13 protein-coding genes are annotated in these 15,780 nt (G+C 66.6%); 4 read left to right on the top strand and 9 right to left on the bottom strand.

The genetic code is table 11. The features are described from left to right. Positions 1-54: 54 nt before the first annotated feature. From OC372_RS16855 to OC372_RS16865, 3 genes are read right to left on the bottom strand one after another with little or no spacing between them, the layout of a single operon-like run. On the bottom strand, positions 55-342 hold the full coding sequence (locus OC372_RS16855; protein ID WP_262003031.1) for an ArsR/SmtB family transcription factor: 288 nt from the start codon (positions 340-342) through the stop codon (positions 55-57). Between the two features lie 28 nt (positions 343-370). Next, the gene (locus OC372_RS16860; RefSeq protein WP_262003035.1) at positions 371-1,216 is read right to left on the bottom strand and encodes an alpha/beta fold hydrolase; all 846 of its coding nucleotides are present in this window, start codon (positions 1,214-1,216) and stop codon (positions 371-373) included. A gap of 33 nt (positions 1,217-1,249) precedes the next feature. Continuing rightward, a complete protein-coding gene (locus OC372_RS16865; RefSeq protein ID WP_029264055.1) occupies positions 1,250-1,729 on the bottom strand; it encodes a hypothetical protein in 480 nt (159 codons plus the stop codon). Between the two features lie 201 nt (positions 1,730-1,930). Between OC372_RS16865 and OC372_RS16870 the strand changes: the two genes are divergently transcribed. Genes OC372_RS16870 through OC372_RS16880 form a run of 3 tightly spaced genes read left to right on the top strand, consistent with a single transcriptional unit; the run spans position 1,931 to position 4,239 of the window. Then, positions 1,931-2,602, top strand: coding sequence for a DUF998 domain-containing protein (locus OC372_RS16870; protein WP_262003038.1), 672 nt, complete (start codon positions 1,931-1,933; stop codon positions 2,600-2,602). A gap of 33 nt (positions 2,603-2,635) precedes the next feature. Continuing rightward, entirely contained in the window at positions 2,636-3,004 is a 369-nt protein-coding gene (locus tag OC372_RS16875) for a YciI family protein (protein ID WP_262003040.1), read from the top strand. Further along, the gene (locus tag OC372_RS16880; protein ID WP_262003043.1) at positions 3,001-4,239 is read left to right on the top strand and encodes an RNA polymerase sigma factor; all 1,239 of its coding nucleotides are present in this window, start codon (positions 3,001-3,003) and stop codon (positions 4,237-4,239) included. The genes OC372_RS16875 and OC372_RS16880 overlap by 4 nt, the downstream gene beginning before the upstream one ends. A 269-nt stretch (positions 4,240-4,508) precedes the next feature. Here OC372_RS16880 and OC372_RS16885 read toward each other — a convergent pair whose 3' ends face one another. The 6 genes from OC372_RS16885 to OC372_RS16910 all read right to left on the bottom strand — a co-directional run bounded on the left by OC372_RS16885 (position 4,509) and on the right by OC372_RS16910 (position 12,183). After that, complete coding sequence (locus OC372_RS16885) at positions 4,509-6,752, bottom strand: TIM-barrel domain-containing protein (protein WP_262003047.1); 2,244 nt, start codon at positions 6,750-6,752, stop codon at positions 4,509-4,511. Beyond that, entirely contained in the window at positions 6,749-7,873 is a 1,125-nt protein-coding gene (locus OC372_RS16890; RefSeq protein ID WP_262003050.1) for a glycoside hydrolase family 15 protein, read from the bottom strand. The genes OC372_RS16885 and OC372_RS16890 overlap by 4 nt, the downstream gene beginning before the upstream one ends. 64 nt (positions 7,874-7,937) lie before the next feature. Continuing rightward, the gene (locus OC372_RS16895; RefSeq protein ID WP_262003053.1) at positions 7,938-9,191 is read right to left on the bottom strand and encodes an ABC transporter substrate-binding protein; all 1,254 of its coding nucleotides are present in this window, start codon (positions 9,189-9,191) and stop codon (positions 7,938-7,940) included. Between the two features lie 40 nt (positions 9,192-9,231). Next, on the bottom strand, positions 9,232-10,047 hold the full coding sequence (locus tag OC372_RS16900) for a carbohydrate ABC transporter permease (protein ID WP_262003055.1): 816 nt from the start codon (positions 10,045-10,047) through the stop codon (positions 9,232-9,234). Continuing rightward, positions 10,040-10,987, bottom strand: a complete 948-nt coding sequence (locus OC372_RS16905) for a carbohydrate ABC transporter permease (RefSeq protein WP_262003057.1) — start codon at positions 10,985-10,987, stop codon at positions 10,040-10,042. The genes OC372_RS16900 and OC372_RS16905 overlap by 8 nt, the downstream gene beginning before the upstream one ends. Continuing rightward, complete coding sequence (locus OC372_RS16910) at positions 10,984-12,183, bottom strand: ROK family protein (RefSeq protein ID WP_262003059.1); 1,200 nt, start codon at positions 12,181-12,183, stop codon at positions 10,984-10,986. The genes OC372_RS16905 and OC372_RS16910 overlap by 4 nt, the downstream gene beginning before the upstream one ends. Positions 12,184-12,399: 216 nt before the next feature. On the opposite strand from OC372_RS16910, the gene OC372_RS16915 reads away from it, so the two are divergent. Next, a complete protein-coding gene (locus tag OC372_RS16915) occupies positions 12,400-15,759 on the top strand; it encodes a TIM-barrel domain-containing protein (protein WP_262003060.1) in 3,360 nt (1,119 codons plus the stop codon). Positions 15,760-15,780 lie beyond the last annotated feature (21 nt).

Genomic DNA, 15,780 nt, shown 5'->3' on the forward strand with positions numbered 1-15,780 from the left:
CCGTCAGCCCGGGAATGACTCTGCGGCGCATCAGAGGTGCGGCTTGGCGCACTCTTACTTGCCGTCGAAAGCGCGAAGCAGCCGAGACGCCCGCCGGATCATCTCCGGATCTGCGCGCACGAGCCGCTCCCGCCCGCGCGCGCACTTGACGATGAGTCCCGCACGCTCGAGCACCGCGACGTGCTTCTGCACGGCCGCGAAACCCATGTCATAGTGACGCGCGAGCTCGGTCACGGACTGCCTCTCGACGAGCGTGCGGGCGAGGATGTCGCGCCGAGTGGCGTCGCCCAGGGCTCGGAAGACCCGGTCCGCCTCGCTGCGACCGAGTTCCTCGGGAATCACGGATGGCGGGATTCCGCGGCCGTCGGGATCACGGGAGGACTTCGCCGAGAAAGGGCACGATCGAAGGCATCAGCGCGGCCGGCTTCATCATCGGCGTCGCGTGGTGTGCGCCCTCGATCGTCGCGTGTCGGGCTTCGATCAGCGTCGACAGCTCTCGCGTCCCGCTGTCCATGAACGGCGCACTCTTGCTTCCGAGGAGCACGAGGGAGGGCGCCCGGAGCCCGCTCCACCGGTCGCCGGTGAGAGGCGTCCCGTCCTGCAACCCTGCGCAGAGGCGCGTGTCATAGACGGCCGTCTGGGCCATCGCGACCATGGTCCGCCACGGGCCGATCATGAGTCGCATGGCGTGGATCATGAAGGAGGGTGCACCGAGGGCGACACGGTGGAACTCGCGAACCGCGTCCGACCCCCGCCCCTCGTCGACCAGCTGCTGAAGGTGGTCGGCGAGGTCGCGGGGGACGGGTGCGCGTCGATCGTCCACGATCACCGGGGGCTCGAAGGCGATGACGCCCGCGACCTTCTCGGGAAGAGCCGCCGCGGCGTCCACCGCGAGGATCGCGCCGGATGACGCTCCGAAGAGAGCAGCCCTGCCTCCGTGCGCATCGATGAGCGCCTCGATATCCGCGATCTCGCGAGCGATGCGCCAGGAGCCGACGTCCCCGCTGTCGCCGCGCCCTCGACGGTCATAGTTCACGACCGTGTGGCTCGCGGCGAGCAGGGCCGCGAGGCGACGGTTGTCGCGGAGGTCGGACAGCGCCTGCGCGACGAGGATGACGACCGGCCCGTCTCCGTGGCGTTCATACGAGATCTCCGTGCCATCCGCGGACACGACCTGGTGCAGGGAGGGATCGGGAGAAGAGTTCTTCTTCGGCATGATGATTCCGCTCTCTTCGAGAAGTGGGTGGCGTCAGCGGCGGGTCATCGTGGACGCGTATCCGCCGTCACCGGGGTAGACCCAGGCGCCGTCGAGTACACGATCGTCGTCACTGAAGGTGCCGGTGAAGGAGGCCGGGCTTCCCTTGGCTCCGGCCCAGATGGTGAGCGTGTCTCCCTCCAGCTCGTAGACGTAGTCGAGAGTGTTGCCCATCGAGTCGTAGAACCGAGAAGCGACATCCGTGCCGGCGGGCTCGCCGAACGGGCGGAGCTGACCGATGACCTCGATGCCGGTGATGGCCTGACCGAACTGCTCCAGCTCGACGTGCTGGAGCAGGAAGAACCGTCCGCCCATCCACTCGTACCGCACGACTCCCTCGGCGCCACCCGTCACCGTCCATTCCCCGACGAGCCTGTCGAGCGCCGTAACGGCGCTGCTGGGCGTGGGCTGCTCACCGAGGCCGTAACCGTCGATCTGCTCGGCGGTGACGTTCTCCAGCGTGTTCTCGTTCATGAGGTGTCCTTTCACGTGCAGCCCGGCGGGCCGCTCTTGCAGATACCTCGGAGCCGCACGCTGCGGATTGACATCTGCGCGCGAATCCGTCGGAAGTGATCCGCCGGGCCCCTCACACGTCGCGACCGCGCGATGTCAAGATCCGTCGCGCGGCTCCGAGGTATCAGTGCAGAAACACTCGACCCAGAAGAGGAGCTCACAGTGACCACGAACTCAGCACCACGCCTCGCGCACAGGGAGATCAGCGCACTCCCTCGTTCGACCCGCCCTTTGCTGCTCGCGGGCGCATTCGCGGGACCGCTGTTCTATCTGTCCGCACTCGTGCAGATGCTCACGCGCCCCGGATTCGACATCCGCATCCACCCCCTCAGCCAACTCTCCACGGGAGACCTCGGCTGGATCCAGATCCTCACCTTCGTCCTGGTCGGACTGGGACTGATCTGCCTGGCGGTCGGTCACCGGCGGGTCGTGACCGACGGGCTCGGCCGCGCCGCCATCCCGGTCCTCATCACCATCAGCGGGGCAGGCTTCATCGCCGCCGGCCTCTTCCCGCAGGACCCCGCGAACGGTTTTCCGCTCGGCGCGGCCGACGGCCCCGCGGCCGAACCCACCTGGCACGCTGTCATCCACATGGCGGCGGCGATCGTCGCGTTCACCGTCCTGGCCGTGGCGGCCGTCATCGCGCTCATCCGCGCCGTCCGCGAGCGGCGTGTGGTCGCAGCGACCGGGAGCGGCATCGTCGCGATCGCGCTCCTCGCTCCCGTCGCTCCCGACATCGCCAGCATCCAGGTGGCGATCACGGGGCTCTTCGCCTTCGGATGGTGCACCGCGACGGCCATCTCCCTGCTGAAGTCACCGCGTGTGTCTCGCTAGCCTGGACACTCGCCGACCCAAGGAGATGAGACCGTGAAGTTCCTCATTCTCGGCTACACGCCGAGCAGCAGTTGGGACGCCGCCACCGCGGATGCCCCCACCGAGGATGCGCTCGCTGCATTCGCTGCATATCAGGATTTCGAAGCGGAACTGCGCGCGACCGGGGAGTTCGTCAGCACCGAAGGGCTCGGACACCCAGCCGTGTCGACGACCGTGCGCAAGGTCGACGGAACGATCGTGATGACCGACGGTCCGTTCGTCGAGCTGAAGGAGGTCCTTGCGTCGTTCGCTGTCATCGAGGTGTCCAGCGTGGAGCGCGCGAAGGACATCGTCGCACGGATGGTCGAGATGCTCGGCGAACCGATGGAGATCCGTCCCATCATGGGTGACGACTTCGCGTGACGGCTCGACCTGACGCGATCGAGGACCTGCTGCGCATGGAAGCGCCGCAGGTCCTCGGGGCGCTGGTTCGCCGCTTCGGTCACTTCGACATCGCCGAGGAAGCCACGCAGGACGCACTGCTCGCCGCAAGCCAGCAGTGGCGCCGAGACGCCATCCCCGATCAGCCCCGGTCCTGGCTGATCCGCGTCGCCTACCGCCGCATGGTCGACGCGCTGCGCGCCGAATCGGCCGACCGCCGCCGCGAAGAGCAGTACGTGGCCTCCGAACCGCACGCGTCCTTCTCGCACGCCGCCCCGGCCGACCACGACGACAGCCTGAACCTGCTGTTGCTGTGCTGTCACCCCGCCCTGTCGTCCGCCTCCCGCATCGCCTTGACGCTGCGGGCTGTGGGCGGGTTGACCACCGCGGAGATCGCGCATGCCTATGGAGTGACCGAGCAGACGATGGCCGTGCGGATCAGCCGCGCGAAGCAGCAGATCCGCAAGAGCGGCGCCCGCTTCGAGTTCGCGGCCGATGACGATCTCTCCGGCCGCCTGTCCGCGGTGATGCGGGTTCTGTACCTGATATTCAACGAGGGATACACGGTGACCACCGGAACCGAGCTCACCCGGACCGACCTGACCGGCGAGGCGATCCGACTCGCGCGACTCCTCCACGCCCTCGTTCCTGATGACCCGGAATCGACCGGACTTCTCGCGCTCATGCTGCTGATCGATTCGCGGCGCGCGACGCGCTCCACCTCGAATGGCGACCTCATCCCCTTGCGTGACCAGGACCGCACTCGATGGGATCTGGATTCCATCCGAGAGGGATCCGACCTCATCCGTGCCGCGTGGTCCCAGGGGAACGTGGGAACCTACCGGCTGCAGGCCGCGATCGCCGCCGTCCATGCCTCCGCTCCCGTCGCCGAGCAGACCGACTGGGCACAGATCGCGGCCCTGTACCTGGCGCTCGAGCAGGTCGAACCCAGCGGACCCGTCCGGCTCGCACGAGTCGTCGCCGTGGCGCACGCTTTCGGGCCCGCGCGCGCCACCGCCCTGCTCGAGGAACTGGATCGCGAGCACGGACTGCTCCAACATCCCTTGACCCGACACCGTGCCCACGCGATCCGCGCACATCTCCGCGAAGCGGAGGGGGACCCGACTGCGGCGAGAGAGGACTTCCTCGCTGCGGCCGACATGACGACGAACGAACCCGAATCCCGCTACCTCTCCCGAAAGGCATTCGGCGAGTGACACGTCCCCGGTGCAGCATTCCGCGCACTCTAAGCATCGGGATCAGAAAAGTGTCACGACAAACCGCGATCGGAGAAGGCCAGACTCGCCCAACCGAATGACATTCGGTGTCATCTCAATCCGTTTCCGACAAGTGTTCTGTTGTCGACGCTTCTTGTCGAGATCGCGGCGCTGCTGAATCGGGATGCGGCCTCATCCGATGCCTTGACAGCCCCTGCAGACCACGCGTGCTCGCACAGAGGCCACCCTGAGCCGGCGTCGGAGTCCGATCAGTGCCCTCCGAGCACGCGCTTCAGGGCATCCCATTGATCGGCGACGACGAACAGAGGTACTGACGCCCGGTCGGTGACATCGACCGTCACCACCTGACCACCGTCGAACGGGTCGCCGGTTCGCGCTTGCACCCACTCACCCGCCGGCAGATACACCGGCCATTCGCGAGCACCGGCTTCGAGTACGGGAGCGACGAGCAGGTCGGCGCCGAGCATCCACTGCAACGGATACTCCCAGACTCGTTCGTCCGCGGGGTGATCGAAGTAGAGCGGTCGCATGAGTGGCACCGACTCGTCGATCGCAGTGCGCGCCGCTTCGGCAAGGTACGGCACGAGGCGCTCTCGCAGTTGGACGAGCGTGCGCACTTCGGGCACGATGTCGGCGTCGCCGGTGCGCTCCGCGATGTTCCACGGCGTGCGATCGTTCGACGGCAGCTTGTGGTGGTTGAACTCCGAGTGATACTGCATGATCGGCACGAAGACGCTCGCCGCCATCGCCCGCACGTACAGTTCTGCATCCGGGATCGGTCCGGAGAATCCGGCGATGTCCCACCCCCAGTAGACGATGCCGCAGGATGCTGCCGACAGGCCGGCCAGCATCGACCATCGGAACGCCTCCCACGTGGAGTTCTCATCTCCCGCCCAGAACGCGCCGTGCGCGGCCGAGCCGGTGAATCCGGCTCGGCTGAACGTCACGGGTGCTTTGCCTGCCGACTCCAGGAGACGACCGTAGGCGGCGGCGTACGCGACGGGGAACCGATTGTTCGACTCCGCTCCTCCGGATCCGTCGAGGTAGACGAGATCGGAGCCCCAGGCATGCTCGCCACCGTCGGTCTTGAACCCATCGATACCGATCTCTTCGACGAGGTAGCGACGCTTCTCCGTCCACCATGCTGCCGCCCGGTCGTCGGTGAGGTCGGGCATGAGCGAGAGCGGGAACCACCAGCCTCGGTTCCGATATGGACGCAGCGTGCCATCCGGAGCGACCTCGCGGATCACGACACCCTCCGCCACAGCGGCGCGCGCATCCGCCGCCGCCTGTCCGGTCGGGTGCGGACGCAGCTTGAGCAGCGGTATCTGCCACAGGTGCACCCGGACATCGTGCGCGTGCAGTGCATCCACCATGCCCTTCGGGTCAGGCCACGCACCCGACGCGGGGAAGGTGAAGTCCGAAAGGCGCATCGGTCCGCCGTCTTCGCGCACCGTGTACTCCGCGTCACGGAAGATCGTGAACGACTTCTCGTCACTCCATGCTTCAATCACGACGTTGCGCACCGGCACTCCGTGTTCGCGATGCAGTGCCATCTGCTGTTCGACCTCGGCCTGGGTGTTCCACTCGTTGCCGCTCGCCCACAGGCCGAAGACCCAATCCGGCAGCGCGACAGCGCGCCCGGTCTCCGCGACGAACGCCTCAAGCACGTCCGCCGGTGCCCCCTGATACAGCGCAAGCCCCAGGATGTCGGAATCGTGCGTCGCAGCGTCGACCTCCGCCTCGATCCACAGGCGATCGGAATGGGCCGCACCGAGGTCGAACCAGACCCTGCGGGACGTTCGCACGTGGAACCCCCAGCCGGCACCGCCCACGACATGCGCGAACGGCATCGGGAGGTAGGTCCGGCGGTGCGCACCCTGGCTCTTGTACTGCTCGAACACGACGGAATCCAGGGTCTGTCCACGGTGATCGAGCGCATCGAATCGCTCCCCGAATCCGGTGACGTGCTCGCCCGGAGCGAGCGGCAATGCGAAGCGCACCCGGTGCACCCGCTCTCCGTCGTCGAGTACCTGCACGCTGCCGTCGACAACCTGCACGGCGTCGCCATCGACGTCGATCAGGTTCGACCCGACGCTCCGCCACCCTGCGATGCGGGTTGTGAACCACCGCGTGTGCTGGACCGCGTCCGTGGAGTCGTGCGCGGTGAAGCGATAGCGAAGAACACGCCCAGCGGCGGGCGGATCGATCTCGACCTGCCACCCTCCTGCGGCGCGCGCCGTGCGAGCCTGCGCTGAAGCGAGATGACCGCCGTCGACCGCCTGCCCCCGCGAGGAACGAGCCACGCGGGCGAGCGGAACGGTGCGAGCCTCGCCGCCATCGACGATCAGCTCCGCAGCGACCTTATCGATACCTCCCGAGGTGCGTACGCCCAGCCGCAGCGGCGTACCGGCGATCGGCTGGGTGGGGCTGCGCTGCTCGGTGTCGTCGGAGTACGGATGCCCCGATCCGGATGGACGATGCCGGATCATGCCGAGACCTCCGCCTGCTCGACACCGAGTTCGGCGGCGAGGCGCAACAGCATCGCGTGGCTCCACAGCAGCGGCGTGGCCACCGGGCCCCACCGATCAAGCCACTCCTGCTGGTACTCCGGCGCGGAGAGATCCCCGTCGACCTGCTCGGGGAGCATGCCTTCGTCGTCGGCGGTGCTCGCCGCCCAATCGAGAAGGCGGCGCGCCTCGGTGACGTCTCCGGCTGCGGCATACGCGAGCCCGAGGAAGCACGACAGAAGCGGCCAGCGGCCACCGCCGTAGAAGGTGTCGGCGCGGAACCGATGAACGCCTCCACCGGACTCGAGGTGCTCCGAGACCCGACGCCGCGTGGCCTCGGCGATCGCCGAGGTCGCCCCGATGACGCCGAGGGGCGCGATCAGAGCGCTGAGGCTTCCATCCACCTCGACGGAGCCGACCCACTTCACGAGATGCCCGTCGCTCGTCGCGTCGTTCAGGAGACGCGCGACGACCTGCTCTGCGCCGTGGCGAGCCCGCTCGGCCCGCTCCCCGTCGACGAGCCCCGCTCGTGCTGCCGCTGCCAGACCGGCGGCGACGCAGCCCAGGGTCGAACCATGGACGCCTTCACTGTGCTCTTCCCACCAGTCGAAGCACGGTCGATCCCAGGAGCTCAGCAGGTAGTCGACTGTCAGCGCCGCAGCATCACGCCACGGTGCGACATCGATGCCGTGCCGCTCCGCATGCTCGGCAGCTGCCCAAAGCCACGTGCCGTACCCGTCGAGTTGGAAGTCCCACCAGTCATCCGCACCCAACCCGCCATCGAAAGTGAACCGGGCCGGCAGCATCTGCTCATCCGGGAGCGGAGTGCCGGCCGCGGCGGCACTCACGATGTCATCGATCCGGGTGGAGTGCTTCGCGATGACCATTGCGCACCAGTCGAAGAAGGCGGTGGCTGAGTCCGCTTCGCCGGCCGACGAGACTCCATCCGCGATGAATGCGCCATCGCGGAACCAGCAGTAGCCGCGGTACGCCGAGAACGACGGCGATGCGGGATAGGCCCCATTGGGCTCCTGCAGCGAGGTGATGACCTCACGTGAACGGTCGAGGAGGGCGCCGAGCGCGATGCGGGGAGTGGTGGTCATGGTCCTGTTCCGGAAGGTTGAGGAGGGGCGGGCCGGCGGCCCGCCCCGGCACAGATGGGAGGGGTCAGCCGAGGAGCGGTGCGATGCGTGATTCGGCGTCGGTGAGCGCCTGCTCGACCGTCTTTCGGCCGGCCGCGGCCTCGGTGAGTTCTTCCGACACGATGTCCTGCATCTCGGCCTGACCGTCACCGATCGAGGGCGCGAGGGCGACCGCTTCGAGCGAATCGAACACTGCCTGACGGTTCGCGGGCGGCGTGACCTCGAGGTATGCGTCGAGCTGGGCCTCATCGGCGATCGGCGGGAGCTCCCAGCCGGCCTCGAGCCGCGTGTCGACTGTCACCTTCGAGCTCGTGAGGAACTCGGCGAACGCCTCCGCCTCCGCCAGGTGCTTGCTTCCCGCGGAGACTCCGACCGCATTCGAGAACATCGCACTCGCGTGCTGCGTGTCGCCCGGCTCCACTGCGATGTCCCAGTTCAGGTCCGTCTCGGCGAGCGAACCGAACATCCAGATCCCGCTGTGCCACATCGCGAGCTTGCCGTCGGCGAACAGTCCGCTGTCGAAGTCGGGGGTTCCCGCGCCCTGCTCCGCCGTCGGCATCGTCGTGCCGCTCTTTCCGACGAGCCACTCCGCCGCCGCGATTCCTTCCGGCGAATTGAACGCGACGGACGTGCCGTCGTCACTCAGGAACTGGCCGCCCGCCTGCGCGACGGCCTTGTAGAACTCATGATACGAAATCGGCTGGTAGTCGCCCCAGACGCCCGCGGCCGCATCAGTGAGCTTCTCAGCCGCGGCCTGCTCATCAGCCCACGTCCACTCGGACGTGGGGTAGTCCAGACCCGCAGCGTCGAACAGGTCCGCGTTGTAGAACAGAACGACGTTCGAGAACGAGCTGGGCAGCGCGTACTGTGTGCCGTCCGTGGCATAGGCCTCGGCGAGGGACTTCTGATAGACGCTGGTGTCGACGTCGGCGAGGGGCGCCAGCACACCGCTCTGCTGGTACGCCGCGTAGTTGGCGAACTCGATGTCGAACACGTCGGAGGCCGTGCCGCCGGCGAGGTCGGTTTGCAGCGCGGTGAAGTAGTCGGCGTACGGGAGCGTCTTCACCTCGACCGTCACATTCTCGTTCTCTGCCTCGAACGCATCGACGATGGCGGTGAGGTTCTCCTCGTTGCCGCCGGACGAGATGAAGTTCGTGTACGTGATGGTGACGTCTTCACCGCCCTCCGCGCTGGGGGCACCGCCACCGGAGCAGCCGGTCAGGACGAGACCGGTGATGGCGAGGACGCCGATGCCGGCTGGCGTTGCTGTGCGATTCATGCGATATCTCCTTTGATACGTGTGTCTGATCGGGTGTGGGTCATTTGATTCCGCTGCTGGATACGCCCTGGATGACGTACCGCTGAGCGAACAGATAGATGGCGAGCATGGGAAGGATGCTGACGACCGAACCAGCCATCATGACGTCCCACTGGGTCGTGTACTGCCCCTGAAGGCCGGCAAGGGCGAGAGGCAGCGTCTGCTGTTCGGCAGAGCGCAGAATGATGAGCGGCCAGAGAAAGCTGTTCCAGCTGTTCATGAATGCGAACACCGCGAGAGTCGCGATCGACGGCCCCACGAGGGGAAGCACGATCGTTCCGAAGATCCGGAAATGCCCCGCGCCGTCGAGAGTTGCGGCCTCGTCGAGTTCCCGGGGTACGGCATTCATCGCCTGACGCAGCAGAAAGACGCCGAAGGCGCTCGCCACGCCGGGAAGCAGGACGCCGAGGTAGGTGTCCACGAGTCCGAGATCGCGCATCTGCACGAAGAGGGGAACGATCAGCACCTGGATCGGAATCATCATCGTCGCGAGGTACAGCGCGAAGACGATTCCCCGCCCGCGGAACGGGAGACGACTGAAGGCGTACGCCGCCAGCGCGCTCGTGACGATCTGCAGGATCGCCGTCGCGAGCGCCAACCCCAGGGAGTTCGCGATGATCCGAGCGAACGGCAGATCCTCGAACAGCGTCTGATAGGCGGAGAACGACGGCTCGTCGGGGATGAGCTTCGGCGTGGCATCGAGTCCGGCCCCTGGCGACACGGAGGTCGATAAGGTCCACAGGAACGGGAAGATCATCACGAGAGCGCCCAGGATGAGCACACCCACGAGCGCACCGCGCTTCATCTGCTCACGCATACGTCACCCACTTCTTCTGTCCCGCGACCTGCACGACGGTGACTCCCAGAACGAGGACGAAGAGCATCCACGAGAGTGCGGACGCCTCCCCCGCCGCCCCATAGCGGAAGGTCAGGTCGTAGATCCTCTGAACCACGACGGTGCTGGATCCCGCAGGTCCACCGCCGGTCATGGCATACACCTGGTCGAAGACCTGGAACCCGTTGATGAGGGAGATCACGACGACGAAGAACGTCGACGGCGACAGCAAAGGCAGCGTGACCCCGAACAGTCGACGCCACGGACCTGCTCCGTCGACCTTCGCGGCCTCGTAAAGATCCTGCGGGATCGCCTGGAGCCCGGCGAGAAGGATGATCATGACGAACCCGAGATCCTTCCATGCCGAGGCGAGGATGATCGATGGCATCGACCAGAGCGGATCCGTCCACCAACCGGGACCGTCGATGCCGAAGAGGGCGAGGCCCGCGTTCACGACGCCGACCGAGGGGTTGAGGAGCCAACGCCACACCAGCGCGACCACGATCCAGCTCGTGACGACCGGCAGGAAGTACACCCCACGCAGGAGGTTCCGTCCGCGGAAGCGCGTGTTGAGCCCGAGGGCGAGGGCGAGTCCACCGATGTAGACGAGGGGCAGGTAGCCCGCGAGGTAGTAGAACGTGTTGAAGAATGCGCGCTGCGTCTGCGGGTCCTGAGCGAGCTTCACATAGTTCTCGAAACCGACCCATTTCATCGGTGCGAGCAAGTTCCATTCGTGGAAGCTGGTCCACAGCGCGCCGAACATCGGGTAGATCGTGAAGAGCGCCAACGGGACCGCGCTCGGCAGCAGGAAGGCGAGGACGAGAAGAGCGTAGCGAGCACGCCCGCGACGACGATGCCGAGGTCGCGCCTGAACCGTCGCCTTCTGCTCGGTGGCGGATGCCGGATCAACCGTGAGAGTCATCTCTCGGCCTTGGTTGCGGGAGCTCCGAGGGGAGAGACCGCGAGACGCTCGCGAACCAGCCGACCCTGCTCGCCCGAGCGCCCCTGCGCGTCGAACGGCGTCGAGAGGACGAGCGCGGCGGCGCCCTGAGCCCAGCGGTCGTCCTGCCATGACTCGACGGCCACCGGGATCGCGCGATTGCGAGGTATGAGTCCCGCGCGGAAAGCAGGCTCGAACCCGAACGACCAGTGCCGCCACGAGTCGACGCCCTCGCCGAGCACGATGAGGATCTCGGGGTCGATCACGTTGACGATGCCGGCGACCACCCGGCCGAGCAGGTGGCCCGCGCGCGAGAAGATCTGCTGAGCGCGGGGCTCGTCGGCATCGGCGAGGCTCCGGAGCACGGCGATGCCTGCATTCGCTCCGATGACCCCTTCCTCTCGCGCACGCCGAACCAGTGCGCTTTGACCGATCAGCGCTTCAAGACATCCGCGTCCTCCGCACTCGCACTCCGGTCCGTCCTCCTCGACAGGCACATGGCCGATCTCGCCCGTGCCGCCGCTCCGGCCGCGCAAGACGTGTCCTTCCGCCAACAACCCCGCCCCGATGCCCGTACCGATGGTGAGGACGAGCACGTTGTCGTGGCCGCGGGCCTGGCCATGCAGAGCCTCGGCGATCGCGAGCGCGTTGACGTTGTTCTCCACCAGGACCGGCAGATCCAGCTCGTTGCGCAGCATCTCCCCGACGGGTACGCGCTGCCAGCCGAGCTGCGTGGAATCGACCGTGCCGACGGCCTGGTCGTCGACGTTGCCGGGGACCCCGACCCCGAGCCCGAGCAGAGGCGCGCCGCTACCGCCGCGGATGAAGCCGCGAAGGATGTCTGCCAACCGGGTGATGGCGGTGCCGGTGGAAGCGTCGAACGGCTCCGTTGCTGAACGGATCACGCTGCCGTCGATGCCGACCTCGACCGCAGTGACGTGATCGGTCAGCACCTTGACCCCGATGGCATGCCCCGCGTCGGCAACGAGCCCGAGAAGGCGGGCCGGTCGGCCACCGCTGGACGGGCTGTGGTCGAGTTCCACGAGGAGACCATCAGCGATGAGCTGGCGTGTGTGCAGCGTGATCAGAGCCGGCGACACGCTGAGCTCACGCGCGAGGCCCGCCCGGGAGGTGGGACCGCTGCCGCCGATGAAGGCAAGTACAGCAGACCGAGTCACATCGGCACGGGAACTCGAAGAAGACGAAGTCAAGGGGAACACCTTTGTTCAGGAACAAACAAACTCTAGATTCATCGACGTCGGGTTGTCAATCGAAGAGCGGGAGGACGAGCACCGCCAGGAGCGATCTCGAGGCGCGTCGAGCACATTCCTCTTGACGGCTCGGCCGCCTTGCGTCAAGGTCGACTTGATACAGACCTGAACAAAGGGGTTCCCATGTCTGACGATCTCCGGGCGTCGCATGCATCATCCACCGGCGCCCGCCTGCTCACGAAGCCGCGCCGATTGCTCATCCTCGCTGCCGCACTGGCGGCGGCGCTGATGTTGTCGCCGCTCACGGCCACGCCGGCGCATGCCAACACCCTTGACGGCGTCTGGCACGACCCATACGGCGATGACGAGCTGTACTCGACGCAGCCGACCGAGCGAGCTCCTCGTGACCCGATGGCCGGGGACGACGTCGTCGTCCACGCGACCACGTGGCCGATCGCAGCGAACCAGTCGGTGTGGGTCACGTGGACCCTGAACGGCGTCGCCCAGACGCCGGTCGGTGCGTCATGGGACTACAACTCCGGCAACAACACGCATTGGAAGATCGATCTGGGGTCTTTCGCCCGCGGCGATGACGTGGAGTACACCGTGCACGCCGACGTGAACGGCGGTGCCCAGCGCGACATCGGCCCGTTCGCATTCGCGACCACCTCCTGGAGCACAGTGACCGACGTCGCATCCGTCATCGACAACGGAACTTCGGTCGACCTCGTGACCGGCGACAGTGCCGGCGACTTCACACCGAAGATCCGCTTCGCGTTCCCCCGTCTCGACGGTTTCGACACGCAGATCGCACCGAACGGTGCCGGTCTCGATCTCACCGGGCTATCCGACTACACGGTCACGGACGGCTCGACGCAAGTGGAGATCGTGACCGACGAGATCGTGCTGCGGATCGACAAGAGTCCCTATCGTCTCTCGGTCTATGAGGGCGACGGCACGACACTCATCACCCGTCAATACGACCCGGCGACTTTCCGCAACATCGGCTGGGCCAGCGACGGCGACACGACGGTGACAAAGATCGAGGACCACTTCCTCTCCCCCGTCGGGGAGCGATTCGAAGGGTTCGGGGAACGATACGACCGACTCGATCATCGCGGTACCGATGTGCACAACTACGTGTACAACCAGTACCAGGATCAAGGCGCGTCGCGCCGCACCTACTATTCCGTGCCGTACTTCGCGAACTCCGCAGGATATGGCGTGCACGTGCCGAGTACGCGCTATGCAGCCTTCAACCTCGCCACTCATCGTCCCGACATGGCCGGATTCACGGTCGACACCGGCGGTGCGCTGGACTCCACCCTCACCTACCAGTTCTTCACGGGCGACCAGACCGAGATCCTCGACGACTACACCGCCGAGACCGGTCGACCGCTGTTGCCGCCGAAATGGGCGTTCGGGCTCTGGGGCTCCGCCAACGAGTGGAACACGCAGGCTGAGGTCGACGACTGGCTCGACCAGGTCGACAGCTCCGGCATCCCGCACAGCGTGCTCGTCCTCGAGCAGTGGAGCGATGAGGCCACCTTCTACCTCTGGAAGGACGCGCAGTACACCCCCACCTCCGGGGGTGGCGCTCTCGACTACGCCGACCTGACGTTCCCCTCCGGTGGCGCTTGGAGCGATCCTCAGCAGATGGTCGCTGACGCGCATGCGCAGAACGTGAAGGTGATCCTCTGGCAGATCCCTGTCCTGAAGGAGAACTTCACCTCCAATCCCGCAACCGCACCGCAGCAGCACCTGAACGACCAGGCGTACGCCGAGGCGCAGAACCACCTCGTCGATGACGGTTCCGGTCAGCCCTACCGGGTCCCTTCCGGGCAGTGGTTCGGCGACAGCACGGTGCCGGACTTCACGAGTGCGGCGGCAACGGACTGGTGGATGTCCAAGCGGCAGTACCTCGTCGACGACTTGGGAGTCGACGGTTTCAAAACCGACGGCAGCGAGGCGCTGTTCGGCCGGGACCTCCTCGTCGCCGACGGCCGTCGCGGGGACGAGATGCACAACGCTTATCCGAACGACTACACGGCCGCATACAACAACTTCGTGCAAGAGGCGACGAACGGCGATGGCACCATCTTCAGCCGTGCCGGCACCTCGGGCGGGCAGAGTCAGTCGATCTTCTGGGCCGGCGACCAGGCATCCACGTTCGGCGCATTCCAAGAAGCGGTACGAGCCGGGCAGAGTGCGGGACAGTCGGGCGTGCCGTTCTGGGCCTGGGATCTCGCCGGGTTCACCGGGTCATTCCCGACCGCCGAACTGTACCTTCGATCCACCTCCCAGGCGACCTTCTCACCGATCATGCAGTACCACTCCGAGAAGTCCTCGCCCAGCCCTTCCGAGGCTCGCACTCCGTGGAACGTGCAGGACCGCACGGGCGACACCAGCGTCGTCCCCGCGTTCACCAAGTTCGCCAACGTACGGATGAATCTCGTCCCGTATCTCTACACAGAGGCAGAGGACAGCGCCAGCACCGGCGTACCGATGATGCGGGCGATGAGCCTCGCGTTCCCTGAGGATTCCACGGCCGCCGGTTACGACCAGCAGTACCTGTTCGGTTCGCAGCTGCTCGTCGCACCGATCACGACCCAGGGAGAGACCGTGAAAGACGTCTACTTGCCGGAGGGCGAGTGGTACGACTTCTGGAACGGCGGGCGCGCTGTCGGCGGCGGTGTGAAGCAGTACCACGCGGGCACCGACGCCATCCCGGTGTATGCCAGGGCGGGCGCTGTGATCCCGCTGAACCTGAACGACGCGTATGAGCTCGGCGGCACGATCGGCAACGACGTCGACACCTACGACAACCTCGTGTTCCGGGTGTACCCGGCAGCCACAAGCACCTACGAGTACTTCGAGGACTCGGAGAAGGCGCACCGAACGTTGACGGTCGACTCCGACCGCAGCGCCCGAACTGTCACGGTGTCCGCTCCGCCGCTCACCACCACTGCGACATACCAGGTCTCGAGCACGAAGCCGACGTCGGTGGCCGTGGCCGGATCGACGCTGACCGAGTTCGGGTCCGTCGGAGCGTTGGCGGCGGCGACAACAGGCTGGTACTGGGACTCGACGCAACAGCTCACGTACGTGAAGATCGCCTCGAACGACGCGGCGCGGTCGGTCGTCTTGAACGGAGTCGACAAGGCATCCTACGAGGCCGAGTTCGGAGCGCACACCTCCGTCACGACGAACACCAACCACGCCGGCTACACCGGGGTCGGCTTCGTCGACGGGTTCGCAACTGCGGGGGATGCGGTGGAGTTCGACGTCTGGGCCGAGTCCAGCGGTACGCATCAGCTGTCGTTCCGGTACAGCAACGGCGCGGCGACCGCCGGCGCGCGCACCGTCTACGTCGACGGCGTATCGGCCGGCACGCTCTCACTTCCGCCAACCGGAGCCTGGGACCAGTGGGCGACGGCGTCGCTCAGCAGGTCTCTGTCCCCGGGCCGGCACACCGTGCGCATCGAGTATGCGAGCGGAAGCTCCGGTGGCATCAACCTCGACAACCTCGTGCTCGCGCGCTGAAGTTCAATCCCACGGAGAACC

The sequence above is a fragment of the Microbacterium sp. Mcb102 genome, assembly GCF_024519805.1.
Lineage (GTDB): Bacteria > Actinomycetota > Actinomycetes > Actinomycetales > Microbacteriaceae > Microbacterium.

What these genes read in the sequence shown, in the direction of transcription:
- OC372_RS16900 (WP_262003055.1), bottom strand. Translation starts at nt 10,047, where the DNA reads ATGCGTGAGCAGATGAAGCGCGGTGCGCTCGTGGGTGTGCTCATCCTG.
- OC372_RS16860 (WP_262003035.1), bottom strand. Translation starts at nt 1,216, where the DNA reads ATGCCGAAGAAGAACTCTTCTCCCGATCCCTCCCTGCACCAGGTCGTG.
- OC372_RS16915 (WP_262003060.1), top strand. Translation starts at nt 12,400, where the DNA reads ATGTCTGACGATCTCCGGGCGTCGCATGCATCATCCACCGGCGCCCGC.
- OC372_RS16890 (WP_262003050.1), bottom strand. Translation starts at nt 7,873, where the DNA reads ATGACCACCACTCCCCGCATCGCGCTCGGCGCCCTCCTCGACCGTTCA.
- OC372_RS16865 (WP_029264055.1), bottom strand. Translation starts at nt 1,729, where the DNA reads ATGAACGAGAACACGCTGGAGAACGTCACCGCCGAGCAGATCGACGGT.
- OC372_RS16885 (WP_262003047.1), bottom strand. Translation starts at nt 6,752, where the DNA reads ATGATCCGGCATCGTCCATCCGGATCGGGGCATCCGTACTCCGACGAC.
- OC372_RS16895 (WP_262003053.1), bottom strand. Translation starts at nt 9,191, where the DNA reads ATGAATCGCACAGCAACGCCAGCCGGCATCGGCGTCCTCGCCATCACC.
- OC372_RS16905 (WP_262003057.1), bottom strand. Translation starts at nt 10,987, where the DNA reads ATGACTCTCACGGTTGATCCGGCATCCGCCACCGAGCAGAAGGCGACG.